Genomic DNA, 14224 nt, shown 5'->3' on the forward strand with positions numbered 1-14224 from the left:
AAACGTGTCGACGTACCTTCAAATTGTAGCGTGGCGGCATGCGCTTCATCCACATTACCCACTGGCGTAATAGCTAAGGTTGGTGTGATCGGCATGGAGTAAGCCGTGTTCTGGCTACCGGTATTCCCTGAGAAGTCTTGGTAGTCACGAACAAGCAACGCCACATTCAGCTCTGACGTGCTTGGTACCACCACATCACCAGTCCAAATACTTGGGTCCGCGGTTGCCACTAACGAGGTGATCGTCGTGCCACCTAACTCCGCCGCTGCGGATTGCAGATCTTTATCGAATTCTAGCGTTACCGTCACGCTTTGGCCGATGGCTTGGTGCTCAGGCGTAAACGTCACGTTAGTCAGCATTGGCAGAGACTGCGCGAGTGTAAAGCTCTGGCTTTCACTCACTTCAATGCCGGCTGAGTTCGTCCCCGTCACCATCACAGTATAAGTGCCATTGGTTTGGTGACTCATATCCATCGCGTCACTGGTCCAAGTGCCACCGGCTTGTACTGTCGCGCTGCCGCTTTTTAGTACCGTCGCGCTGCCTTGGGCTTTCACTTCAAGACGCAGCGACTGACCGTCAAAACGTGTCGACGTGCCTTCGAATTGTAGCGTGGCGGCATGCGTTTCATCCACATTGCCCACTGGCGTGATGGCTAAGGTCGGCGTGATCGGCATGGAGTAAGCCGTGTTCTGGCTACCGGTGTTTCCTGATAAGTCTTGGTAGTCACGAACAACCAACCCCACATTGAGCTCTGACGTGCTTGGTACCACCACATCACCAGTCCAAACACTTGGGTCCGCGGTTGCCACTAATGAAGTGATCGTTGTACCACCTAACTCCGCTGCGGCGGATTGCAGATCTTTATCGAATTCCAGCGTCACCGTCACGCTTTGGCCGATGGCTTGGTGCTCAGGCGTAAACGTCACATTGGTCAGTTTTGGTAAGGTTCCTTCAACCGCGATATTTAAACTGCTTCCTTTTCCAGGAATTGTGTTGGTACTTTGGTAGCTATCATCCTCTACCTGTATTGTTATGTTTTTATCTTGCTTTTCTGGACTGATGTAATTAACCGTCCACGTAACGTTGTCTGAAGTGGACCACGTATCTTGCTTTAACGTTCCTGTTGCGCCGTTATCACTAGCGACAAGATGGACATCTGAGATATCAAAGTTCGTAACTTCTTCTGTAAAGTTAAACGTAAGTGTAATCTCTTCACCTCCAAAAAGAGGGGCGCTTGAGGCGGTAGAGATACTTAGCCCGGGAACGGTTGCCGCTTCCACATGCGCATCAATAGAACTTTCACTCTTGTTATCCACCTTGTCTGTTGCTGCCACCGTGATCGTATGATCGCCTTTCGGTAACAAATAGCTTATAACATAAGGCCCCGCTTCAGTTGTCGGCTCAGTAATCGCTTGAGGAGCCACTGTGCTACCACCACTCACCGCTTTTGACGTGACGAGATTTAAATTTTTATCTGTAATGTATGCACTAATTTCTAGTTGATACTTATCGTTTGTCGGCACCTTAGAGGCTTGATTAGCACTTAAGCCCGAAATACTTGGAGCGTCATAATCAACAATAGACTCGATAACCTTTCCATCATAACTTTTTCCTAGTAATTCAAAGCTTGTATTCTCTCTTCCAACTGAGTCCGTCACCGTCACCTTAAGGGTATATGACCCTTGGTTATCGACGGCAAAGTTCATCATTCCATTACCACTAGATGAGATAACATCACCTAAGTAACGCAAGGAATCACCGAGGCTTGGAATAAGCTCCACAGAATATTGTGAAGCTTTCACTCTTTCTCCTTCCACCGTAGATACCGTAAACGGCTGGCTTGCCTTGGTTAAAAACAGTTTCCCACCCTGCAAACTCGTAATTCCATCGAAATCAACCGTGACTTTAGGAACACTAATATCAATGACTTTTCTGATATCAGAATACAGTCCGACGCTATCTGTCGCTTTGATGTCTACTGTGATTGAACCACGCCCCTCTAACTGAGATTTCGGTAGTTCAAAGTACGTAGATGAACCATTCCCATCCTCTACTCTTTCTTCTTGATAACTCGGGTTTAAAACCGAGTAGTTTACTTTTGCCAGGCTGCTACCAGTGTCCGTTATGTCAAAACGAAAACGAACATTATCAGGATTTGTTGGCGATTCGGTTACGATAATCTCATCGCCAACACTTGGAGGTGTGTTGTCAACTTTAATATCAACGGTCGCTTCACCGACTCTCGACCACACATCCGTTGCGGTAATCGTTGTCCTGATCGTTTTTCCATCCGCATCGCTAGGAAGTTCACTTGTAAATGTTGAACACTTGTAGGTTGGATCATCTGCACACACCTCTAATTGTGCAAACTTCTCCGGATTATCTTTATAGTTGTAGGATTCCGTTCCAAACCTGGCCATCACATTGTCTAGTCTAGAGTTTTCATACAGCTTAATTCTGAATTTGGCGACAAGCTGCTGACCATTAATGGTTGTGTTTCCAACCGGATCTGTAATTTCAACGACTACCGAACCTTTAGGTAATTCAAGCAGTAGATCGTGCTCTGGCGTCAAGTTTCCTGCTAAATCAGATAAGTTCTTGATTTTGTATTCTTGAGTTGTACTCAGGCCATCAATAATATCGGCATAGGATTCAGAATACGTACACTTGATATTTCCAACACCTTTGGCACAAGTCGTTGGTGTATAAGCTTTGTTGCCAAGATTACGAACCAACTTTGGATATTCATCTGAACTTTCGGTATTCACGCCTGATAAAGCATCATTGAAAGAGAGCTCAAATGTGAGCATCTTCTTCTTCAAAGCTTCATCAAACCAAACATCACTTCCTTTAAAACTGTATGAGTTACCATCTACGACTGTCGGTGCATCAATATCCACCATCGAGAAATTGAACTTGTTGATCGTTTCACGCCCATTTGTACCCAAGGTTTTAGTGATCAAAGTAACAGGTGCTTTGGTCATGTTTTGCCCAACATTGACACTACAACTGTAAGGTTCTTGCGATACGTTGATAACACCAGAAGTTGGTTGCTCATTAGTTGGTGGCGCATCTAGAGAGTTGTATTCTTCACGAACCCAACACTCTAACGTTTTGGCTTTGACCGCACTCAATGTAGTAAAGGTGACATCAAGAACACCATCAGATAAGTAATTTTGGAAGTCCAGCGGGCTTTCAACTGTTAGAACCACGCCTTCACGCTGTACGCTAAAGGTTTGGTTTACTTTTCCAACCTTTCGGTCTTTTTCATCAAGGTAACGAACTTTGTTATAAACCTTGATATCAAGTTCATAATTACCATCTTTGGCAATTTGTGTAGAAAGCAACGTTGCGGTCCAAGTGCCATCTGCGGTTTCTGAGAACGTAAAGTTAGTCCCGTTTTGCTCTCCAGAGAATCTATACGTTGAGTCAATTCGATCAACGCCACTATCATCAACAATATCAAGCGTCAGTACGATATTCCCATCTTGATAGATGGTGTTGTTTGTAATTGGCGTTCCATCCGTGTAACTCATCGCCAGCGTCACCTGCGGGATTGAGTTGTACACTTTGACGGTAAAATCTTGCTCATCACTGGTTAAGGTTGTGTTGCCACGAACATCAGACCCTTTTAAACGAATCTTGTGTGTACCCGTACCTAAATCACCAAGGCTCACTTTGAGATCCTCATTGATTTTTGTACCGGGAGAGCCAGGTAATGGTTCCAGATCGCTAAACGTCCAATACTCTAGGCTTTCTCGATTTACGCCATTAATTGAAACATCACCGTTTGCATTTAGGTCTAGCGCCGTTAGGTCAAAGACATAGTTACCTAAGTAGTAGTCATTCGCATTGAAACCACTTAAGCCTAATGTTGGCCCATCACGATCAAGAATAACCTTGTGCGTGTTAGAACTAGACTCAAAACCATAAATATCGGTTGCTTTTACATACAATGACGTTGTTTTTTCATCTTCAGAAATGTCTATTTTATCTGTGTCACTCTTGATAAGAGACATGACAAACTCTTTAGATGAATCCGTTGGCACAATTGTCTTAATTGGCGAATCTTTACCACTTTGATACAGCGAGACTTGCTCAAGGTCTGAATCGTCTATTACGGATTTAAATCGCACATTGAACTCACGCCCTATGACATAGTTCTCTTTAGACAATGTGTCTTCAACCCAAGGCGTGTTTAGGATGATTTCAGGGCCTTTGTTATCGACTTGGAAGGTAAATTTCCCTGTTGTACTAACATTGGCAGGGTAAGCGTTGTCCGTCGCAGTGACGTAAAACTCATTCCATTCATCGTAATCAAATGCTTTTGAAACCAGTTGGACTTTGACGTCAGGCTGTTCACCAACTAGGTATGGTACGTCACACGCCTCTGTTAGAGGGTCACAGCTTTCTAATGTCAGAGCCTGACCAGATCCGCGGCGCAAATCTATTTTTACGTTATTACCAGAGCTTAACGTCCCCCAATCAATGACAGGTGCCCATTGGTTATTACCACCTAAACGGCTTTGAACCTGCTCACTTTTTACAATAGGGGCTTCAGAGTCGATACGAATATTGAATCTCGGAGCGGTGCTAGTTAACTCTGAAACGGAGTTACCTAAGTTGTCCTCTGCTGCTGCAACAACTAACCAATCTCCATCACCAGGATAAATCGTAGAGCCTTGATTTGAACAAATCTCGCCCGTACATAGTTTGACTTTAAACGCGTCTTTCGAGTTACTTGCAAAGTTTTCTGGTGTGTATGTTACTTTTTCACCGGTTTGCTGGTAGAAAACAAGGCCCCTCGAGGCAAGCTTATCACCAACAATATCCTCAACCTTGAAGGTTAATTCATGAGTATTGTTCGCATTTAAATAAATACCGTTTTCTACAGGTTTACCATCGACATCATTCGGTGGAAGGTAACTGGCCTTAGGGAAGTCGTTATCAATAAACACCGATTCTATAAACGGAGATTTACCATTGTAACCATACGCATTGCCATGTGGGTCCATAGCACTGGTCTCCACGGCAAACTCTATAATATCTTTTAGTTCACTAGACTGGGAGTTAAGGGTGAAGAAGTACTCTTTTCGATAAGCATTGCTGCTGTCTGAGTTTTCTACGATGTTGATGTCCAGTGGTATTTCAATATTTGGCTCATTGGCTTGATACCACATCGTGCTAAACTTCGGGCCGTGAGCGTCGGTTCCTACAATACCAGAAGGATCGTCTAGGACAATTTTAGAAACAACCTCGCCAGCGATATAAAGCCTATTACCAACCATCGTCTCTCTACCGCTTTCAATGGTTAATTTTGGCTGCGGAGGCAAGGTATCGATACTGCTACCCTCTGTATCAAAAATGTTCTTACCATTTAAGTCAGGATTAGCCATCGAAATATCATCAGCATAGAGCTGCGCGATATTGGTCTCAATACCGTATTTGCTCGCCATGATTTCATAATAGGATTGCGCCAGGTCTTTTCGGTAAGTTTCAGCGCCAAACGTGTAAGAATCGAGCGTAACTTGACTTCCTCCGGCCCCTATACCATTTGCTTTTCCATCGTAGCTAAAATCATCGTAAATAGCAGATGCAAAATCTAATGAGTTATTTCTTGGCATTCTCTCGGCAATACTATCAATTGCTTCAACAAGGAATCGGTGTAGATAGTCATTTGATGGCTTGTCTGGAATCGCTTTAGTCGTAAGCATTTCATTGGTTGCATAAGACACAACCGTTGGGTCAAACCCAAAGAATGAGTTGTTATTCGTACCTGATAACGCGTAGCGCACCTCATCAAGAATTTGAATCGCACGTTCTGAAGTTTTCTCTCCCGCTGTCACTTGATCCCACTGGAAATCAAACAAACCAGTCTGATATGTCGATAGTTCAGTAATATAGTAAGTTTGAGAACCTTTGAGCTTAAAATACACACCAATATTGGCCTTGTTTAAGTCAACCGTTACTTTCTTGGTCCCTGGATCTCTTTTCCATTGGTAATAGTATGGCTCACTGCCTTCGATACCAATTAAACGAACACGCATGAAATCATAATTCACTACGTCAGTTGTGGTTTCACAGCTCGCTACGTCAAGAGCCATGGACTGGTCACTTTCCAGTTGCTGGATAGTGGTACAACTTGCAAGTGAAGTGAATTCACCACTTGGGCTCAACCCTTCAAGTTGAGCTCGCGCACCAATAAATGGTGTCACCACTTTTATGGTTGGTAGGTCAAAGCTACTTCTAAAATATACTTCTCTTGGAGTGCTTTCGTTATCAGACTCATCGACGGTTTGAATGACTAACTTTTGACTACTGTTTTCTGATACCGATTTAAAGCTGTCACCCAAAATATCTCTTACAAAAGGAATGTAATAGATGACATCCTCTACTCGCCCATTGCTATCTAACAGCGTTTCGTGCGGAATTTTTGCGATGTAATCGTCATCTGATGCGGTTGTGTCAATAACTTGCTGAAGTGAGTAGTTGTTATCGTTGTTTTGGCTTACGTAGTACTTGACGACGAGCTTTAGCTTATTAGCGTTGGAGCCTAAAACCGTATCGGTATTTACGTCTGATACTTTCACACGAACATAAGGGATTTTATTCTCTTTCAATAAATTAGCGTTGAAGTTACTAAAATCTATCCCTTTTAATGAGCTCTGAATCCCTAAACTTGCGTACGCATAGTCAATCTTCAGGAAATCGCGGCTTGCTTGAACATTGTCTGGGGTGTACGTATCTTGAGAGTAAATACCATCGTAAGTGGTTCGTTCACCATCTAAACCCACATTTACGTACGTCATTGACGTACCTTCAGGATAGGTTATCGTCTGTGCTGGCGCTTGATCGTCACGACTTACTGCATGCTGCGCAGAGCCCGTATTGCCTTTGCTATCCTTCGCTCGAACCTCAAAGACCGTCGTAGATAGGAATTCATCAGTTGGGTAAGCCTTACTAAACTCACAAGCATTTCCAGACTCTACAGTGACAGGAGAACATGTGACGCCCTCATGTAAGCCATCTTTAAATGAAATACTGACCGAACTAATCTCTTGCGAGCTTTCTTTTACAACCCCTTTCAGAACGTATTCTTTAAGTTGGTTATTAATTGCACTCGCCGATGTAATATCGATAACAGGCGCATCGTTATCCCATTCAAAGTTGATATGAAGACCCGAATGGCTGCCTGGAATTAACTCATTACCCAGTACATCCGCTGTATACAAGACTAACCGTGCTGCTGTTACGTTTGAGAGCCCTGTGGCAGGGTTCATATCTACACTATCGATCTCTTTGGTATTAATGTTAACTTTAACGTTGGTCTCTCGAAGGCCAACTTCAAAATCATCAAATTCAACCGAACAGAATGTGCTTCCAAAATCTTGTATGTCGTTACATTGAAATTCACCAGACCAAGAGCCATTAATCTGATACTGAATAAAGGCGGATACGTCTTCTACACCAATATCATCAACAATTTTTAGATCAACTTTATCGGTGCCAGCAAGTACATCACGGTCAATGCGTGTCACGATAGGCGCTGTGGTATCAATCTCCGTCCCATCTCGCGGTGGAATGACGCCATCTGTACTGCCATATGTACCTAAGTCATTAAGCTTCTTACTAAAGTCGACATAGTCGGCAGCATCAGTACCTGAAATATTGATACTTGGGTCGTTTACCACGATCAAAACATGTTGAGATAAGTCACGTGTGTAAACGTCGCTGTTTATCTTTTTCTGTCCAAAGCTGAGGGGAGTCACTGCTCCTGAAGTCTGGCTCACTTCAAGACCATCAAGAACACCATCTGCAATAACATCCCGATATTGGATGTCAGCGAAATGCATTGAAGTGTAGACGTTATCGCTGTTGCCGTATTTTTTTATAAGATCGTAAGAGTAAGACGAGTATGCTGTTAATAAAGCGCCGTATTGATGCCCAGTACTAGCAAAACTGCTTTGCCCACCTTTGGTAATATCAATAGGTTTGGTCTCATTTACGTCAAAACCATACATGCTATTGATACTATCCAAAGCAGTTGAAAAGGCACTCTCATCTGTGGCCCCCTGGGAAATTTTGTACTTTGCCAAGCCTGCTGCCAAGTTCGACAGCGGAGTAAGCATTAACTTTTGCTCACTCCCCTCTTTAAAGTTCACAACACCTTCAAATTTAAGTGTCTTCGCATTACTCACAGATACCGTTTCATTTGTAAACGGATCGGTATAACTCCCCTCTTTTGCAACAACAAAAAGAGGCATTGACGACGATTCAAACTCTAGCAGATAGTTTCCGAAGGCATCAGACGTCGTGTTAGCCAACTTCCGACCTAAGTTTCCATTTTTGAACTCGAAAACCTCAATCTTGGCGCCATTGACTGGGGCGTCAAACACCATACCGGAAATGCTTCCTTTGCTTCTAGCTGGAGGTGTGTTGTCTCCTCCATCACCACCACCACATGCACTCAATAAAAGAGATGTAAGCGTAAGACCTAATGTTAATTTCAGCGTATTTTTAGCGAACATAGTAATTTGGCAAAATATATTTTCCCGAGATTATATTATTGAAAAATATTTTCTCAACGTGACATTAACACCAACAAAATAGGCATAAACACCAAGCCAACCGTCACTTTGACTGAATTATTAAAATTATTCTCACATCCTATAATTATTAACTTAGTTAAAACAGAGGAATTACTCATGCTTTAATGCTAGTTTTTATTTAAAATATTATACTCTACGCACAACTGTCAGTATTGATAAATCAACAAAACTAATGACTATTTTAATAATAAAAAGGAGTGTGCAAGCTCCTACAGTAGCCCTTATCACTACTGCGTTAATCATATTGATTAGCGTATCGCTTTCTCACTACTTCCTCACTCCTGTGGATAGGCTACCTACCATCAAGCCTTTAGAATTCGAAAGTGAGAATGTGCAGCCACCAATTAAAAAGAATACTCGTAGGCAAAAAATCACTATCGGTGTGGTTGAATACTCTTTTGTCGCTTCATTATTAAAATCAGGAGTGAGTCAAAAAGAGATCAACTTGCTATTAGCACTGATCAAAAGCAAGTTTAATATTATTGACTCTATTAAAAGAGGTGATAACTTTATCTTAAGAACTAAATTAAATAGTAAAAATGAAACTTACATTAGTTCTTTTTACTATTTAGGCAGTAAAACTGATTTATTTATTATCAATGATGGTCACGGCAACGTATTTGATGAGCATGGTGTGTCGATAAATAATCAGTTCATGTTTTCTTCACCCTTTGATAAAAACTACAGAGTGAGCTCTGACTATGACTTAAAGCGAACACATCCAGTGACCAATATAACGACTCCGCACTTAGGCACTGATTATGCCACACCTGTAGGTACACCGATTCGTAGTATTGCTGATGGCATCGTTTTAAAGTCCCGCTACAACCGTTTTGCCGGCAACTACATTAATATCCGCCACACAAATGGCTCTGTATCACGCTACCTACACTTATCTCAGCGCAACGTCCATGTTGGTGAGAAGATCAGCCGAGGACAAGTGATAGGGAAAACGGGTAACACAGGAAGAACAACAGGGCCGCATTTACATCTTGAACTGCACATCAATGGTGTTCCGGTTGATTACGAGCGATACATTCAAAGGCACCCAAACACTGACGTAAATATAGAAATGCTGATTGCAGCGAGAAAAGAAAAAGCAGAGTTAACAGCGGAATGGCAACGGTATGAGCAGTCAAATAGGTAACAACATCCACTTCGATTCGCTCTTTCTTCATTTATCTGAAGCGAGTCCTCGTAACCCTCTGAGCGCTTCGTAGTCTGTCGCCACTAACCAATTTCAGGATCAAAAAGAGCCGCTACATGCGGCTCTTAATAATTATAGTTTCCCGATATTCCATCGGTTTCCCCTTTACCAAGCACGTTGTCCTCTTGTTCTTGAACGCAAGTGGTACGCGCCGTTATCATATTCACATAAAAAATCAATAAAAGAATAAAATGATTACTCATTGTATTGGCTAGATGTTTAATACAAAGAGGCCCAACAATGGCCTCTTTCTGACCTTTTAAATGGTGACGTTGTCATGATGCTGAATGGTTTCTATCATATTCAGCGCTTGCCTTTCTCAGCCCTTCTAAATCGTCTGAACATAAAAATCTCTTCAGGCTGTCGATTTTCTTATCAGGCCAATCATATATCCTAAGAGCAAGCAGTTCGTCTATCGTCTCTCGAGAAAAGCGATATTTGACATGCTTAGCTGGTGACCCCGCAACCATGCTGTAAGGCTCAACATCTTTCGTCACCACACTGTTTGCCGCAACGATTGCTCCTTCTCCGATAGTCACACCCGGCATTATCATGGATCGCATACCGAGCCAGGCGCCATCGCCAATATGAGTATCTCCTTTCCCGACGTACGCTTCTTCAATAAAGTCCATAAATGGGTACAAGGAGAACCAATCAGCTCTATGTGTACTGTTTCCCCCCATAACAATCACAACTTCCGCTGCAATACAGACAAAGTCACCTATATGTAACTTATCAATCTTCCATTTTGGTTCCCAATCTCGGCTGAACTCATCGCCTTGTAGATATCTTACAACAGACTCCTCAAAACCGGCATCCCAACAATCACTGTAATAACTATGTTTACCTTTAATCGTTATATTTGGGTTCGTAACAGCTTCATGTAGCAAAGTCACCTTAGACCAATGCTTAGTTTTCATGAATACTCCTATAAATACTATCGAATAAAACACTGCAGATAGTATGTATCTAAATAAGCTCTAATAATTACGTAGTGCCTATTACCACTAAAATTTACTTCACCACTGAGCTAATAATATGGTAAGCAGCCTCTACTCTTTCTGCATTAGGGTAGTTTTTATTCGCCAGAATCACTATGCCTATTTTTTCAGAGGGTACATACGCGACATATGCCCCAAAGCCACCTGTTGAGCCCGTTTTGTTATACCAAACGTCACGACCGAGAGTACCAGATACACTTGCTTGAACCGGTTTAGCGTTGAGAATTACATCGCTGGAGTTACCCTTCAATAATTGCGAAAGTGAAACGGGGTAATCATAACCCTCCCATCCTACGGCTTGTGTAAACGTGTCGGTATCAAAATACTTAGTATGAGTTCTCTCTAGCGCATTTTCTATATCAGTATTAAGTTGCGCTTGACCCATATTTGCTTCGATATATTGAAGCATATCTAAGCTTGTTGATTTAATACCATAGGCTTGTGCATCAAGAATACCTGGATTAACTCTAACGGGTTTTCCCTCAGAACTATAACCAAAAGCATAGTTGTTAAGCTTATCCTTTGGTACATCGACAAAGGTATTGGTCATACCGAGCTCAGGCAGGATGACGGTTTCCATCATTTCCGTATAGTCTGACTTCATACTCAAGGCACCGATGTAGCCAAATAGACCAATACTAGGGTTTGAGTACTTCCTCTTAGTACCGGCTTCGTACTCCGGTTTCCACGTTTTGTAGTACTGCATCATTTCAGCGTCGTTCGTTACTTCGCTAGGGAATTGCAATGGTAGACCACCTGCAGTGTAGGTGGCGACATTAACTAGCTTGGTATTACCCAGAGCACTATTCTCTAATTCTGGAATATAATCTTTGACCTTGTCATCCATGTCTAGCTTACCTTTTTCTTGGGCGTACCCAGTCAAAGTAGCAGCAAAAGTTTTACTGATAGAGCCGAGTTCAAAAATTGTGTCGTTGGTGACTAAACTCCCCTTACTTACGTCAGCCAAACCGTAATTATAAAAATAACGTTTACCATCAATCGTTACTGCAACAGCCAACCCCGGAATGTCGTATTCGTTGATTAATCCTTTAGCGCATTCATCAACTACGCTCTTTAATTGACTGCTAACCGTTAACTCCGTTTTCGCAAACGTGACGAAAGAAGTGAGCGATAAAATGGCCAGCAAGGCATTGTTTAACTTCATTGAACCCTCAATTTTTTAATTTTAACTTATAATTAATTTCTAGTTTATTCCAAGGCTTTTAACTTTTTATATAAAAGTAATCCTGACTTGAAGAACTCCAATCGTTAACCCTCGATGAATAACACTGTGTCTTCAAATTTTTAGTGCGATATAAACAGGTCTAAACCTGATCACCGTTGATAGGTAGGCCGGTTAGATACGAATGTAAGTAACATCCGTTTCCAAAATGGGGAAATAGTGTACTCAATTACGCTTTCTCCATACCACGATAACGGTATACTAGGTAGATATACTTGGTATATACAGATCCACATCCTCACAACGCTTTAGAACCACTTTTCAACGTCTACAGAGAAAACGATGCCATTTTCACTACACTTCGAAACTGGAAAAGTCACCAGCCAACAACTTTACTCCGAGATATACCAAGGGATATTAGAAGGCAGATTACGATCAAATGAGAGATTACCATCAACTCGCATGCTGTCGAAAAAGTTAGGCATAGCAAGAAACACTGTCATTTCGGTGTATGAGCGACTTCAGTTCGAGGGGTGGATAGTAAAAAAGGCAGGGTCTGGCACGTACGTAAGTAATGCTCTAGAACAAACGGTGAATCAAGATAAAAGACCAATAAAACACTACCAACTAGGGGTGTTTGGCACTAACGCAGCGAAGAAGCCAGAGATCATCGCACCAAAGAATCTAGACTATGACTTCACTTTAGGCGTTCCTGATCATCAGAGAATAGCAAAGCATATTTGGCGACACTCAAGACTGAGTAGGCTCAATGCATTAACTCCAGAGTTTGCACATGGCGGTGATTTGCAAGGGTTAGCTTGTTTACGAGAGTCTATCTGCGAGTATGTGAGACACTCGAGAGGCGTAATCTGTGACCCTGAAGACATCATCATTACTCAAGGGTGCCAGCAGGCAATAATGACGACTCTCCTTACATTACTCTCTCCCGGGGATCTCGTGTCGACGGAAGATCCAGGATATCCTGTTTTTCGAAATCAAGCTCGATTACTTGGCGCGCAAATAGGCTCCGTGCCGATGGACGACCAAGGTGTTGTCGTTGAATCAATCCCTTCTAATGCCAAAATTATTTATACAACGCCTAGTCATCAGTTCCCTTTAGGCTTTAGCTACTCAGCTGACAGGAAGTTAGAACTGCTGAGATGGGCAGAAGTTAATAACGCAATCATTATCGAAGATGATTATGATTCGGAATATCACTATCTCAATACCAGTAAGAAAGCTCTCAAGTCACAAGACAAAAATGACTGCGTCGTTATGATAGGCAGTTTCTCTAAAATACTATTTCCCGGCATACGCATTGGCTATATGATTCCGCCAAAGTCTTTAATAGAGCCAATTTCAAATATGTTATGGCACTTGGGAAGAAGTACATCTGTAGTGTCTCAAATCCTACTTGACGAATTCATGCGTGACGGTCATTTCTCTCACCATTTACTCAATATGAATAAAATCTACAGCGAAAGGTATAATAAGCTAACTCAATTAATTGACAACATAGATTGCTTACAACGTATTCCAAGCCAAGGTGGATTGCATATAGCAGCTGAAGTATCGGGATGCGCGACACAAATGATGAATAAATTTGCTTCATCAAATGTAGCGGTTTACCCATCATCGCATTTTTCTATCAACAATCATTCTAATGCCCTCTTATTTGGATTTGGCATTATTCCTACCCAAAAAATAGAAAAAGCATTTGATATTATTCAATCAATATTGGATTAAAACAGATATAAAATTATCGTTTTGCTCGGTATCAATTTATCGTCGCAGTTATCAGCATCAGGGCGACAGCCAGCGTGGAACGCTTTTCAACCCAATAAGGGTTCAATACGAACTGTGTCGCTCTGACACGCTTGGTTTGGCTTCAGCCCCAACACTATATTTCTTCGACTGTAAACGTACTAGGTTCAAAGTAAAGCGACGTATCACGCTGACATTTGCAGCACTACCAACAACCCTATTGCGTAAATCATCTTCTTTTAAGTTAAGTTCACATCGAGCATTCAATGAACCTTATTTTTCTAATATCGAACCGTAAGTTCTGTTTAACACTCTATCAAAACACTATCTTTCGCTAGATGTTAAAGAAGAAAAGACTTCAAGGTAATTAAGGATTTGTTATAGACTATTGACCTACATAATAAAGAGCACAATCACGACATTAATCTCCAGTGATTTACCATACCGCTTCATGAGCAAT

Annotated in this window: 5 protein-coding genes; 2 read left to right on the plus strand and 3 right to left on the minus strand. The window is 42.0% G+C overall.

Annotated elements, in window-relative coordinates; all coding sequences use genetic code 11:
- A partial coding sequence (locus R7D93_RS09190) for a tandem large repeat (protein WP_225496368.1) occupies positions 1–8528 on the minus strand: 8528 nt, incomplete at its 3' end.
- A gap of 253 nt (positions 8529–8781) precedes the next feature.
- Here R7D93_RS09190 and R7D93_RS09195 point away from each other — a divergent pair.
- Positions 8782–9756 (plus strand): peptidoglycan DD-metalloendopeptidase family protein, encoded by a 975-nt coding sequence (locus tag R7D93_RS09195; RefSeq protein WP_053304503.1) that lies wholly within the window; start codon positions 8782–8784, stop codon positions 9754–9756.
- 335 nt (positions 9757–10091) lie between these two features.
- Here R7D93_RS09195 and R7D93_RS09200 read toward each other — a convergent pair whose 3' ends face one another.
- Together R7D93_RS09200 and ampC are read right to left on the minus strand one after the other, a co-directional pair.
- Positions 10092–10736, minus strand: coding sequence for a CatB-related O-acetyltransferase (locus R7D93_RS09200; RefSeq protein ID WP_085569132.1), 645 nt, complete (start codon positions 10734–10736; stop codon positions 10092–10094).
- Positions 10737–10830: 94 nt separating this feature from the next.
- A complete protein-coding gene (gene ampC / locus R7D93_RS09205) occupies positions 10831–11982 on the minus strand; it encodes a class C beta-lactamase (protein WP_213867622.1) in 1152 nt (383 codons plus the stop codon).
- A gap of 360 nt (positions 11983–12342) precedes the next feature.
- On the opposite strand from ampC, the gene R7D93_RS09210 reads away from it, so the two are divergent.
- The gene (locus R7D93_RS09210) at positions 12343–13746 is read left to right on the plus strand and encodes a PLP-dependent aminotransferase family protein (protein WP_054574689.1); all 1404 of its coding nucleotides are present in this window, start codon (positions 12343–12345) and stop codon (positions 13744–13746) included.
- Positions 13747–14224 lie beyond the last annotated feature (478 nt).

Source organism: Vibrio sp. YT-15 (assembly GCF_033337445.1).
Taxonomy (GTDB): Bacteria; Pseudomonadota; Gammaproteobacteria; order Enterobacterales; family Vibrionaceae; genus Vibrio; species Vibrio alginolyticus.

Coding starts and splice junctions, on each gene's coding strand:
- R7D93_RS09210 (WP_054574689.1), top strand. CDS start 12,343: ATGCCATTTTCACTACACTTCGAAACTGGAAAAGTCACCAGCCAACAA.
- R7D93_RS09195 (WP_053304503.1), top strand. CDS start 8,782: ATGACTATTTTAATAATAAAAAGGAGTGTGCAAGCTCCTACAGTAGCC.
- R7D93_RS09200 (WP_085569132.1), bottom strand. CDS start 10,736: ATGAAAACTAAGCATTGGTCTAAGGTGACTTTGCTACATGAAGCTGTT.
- ampC (WP_213867622.1), bottom strand. CDS start 11,982: ATGAAGTTAAACAATGCCTTGCTGGCCATTTTATCGCTCACTTCTTTC.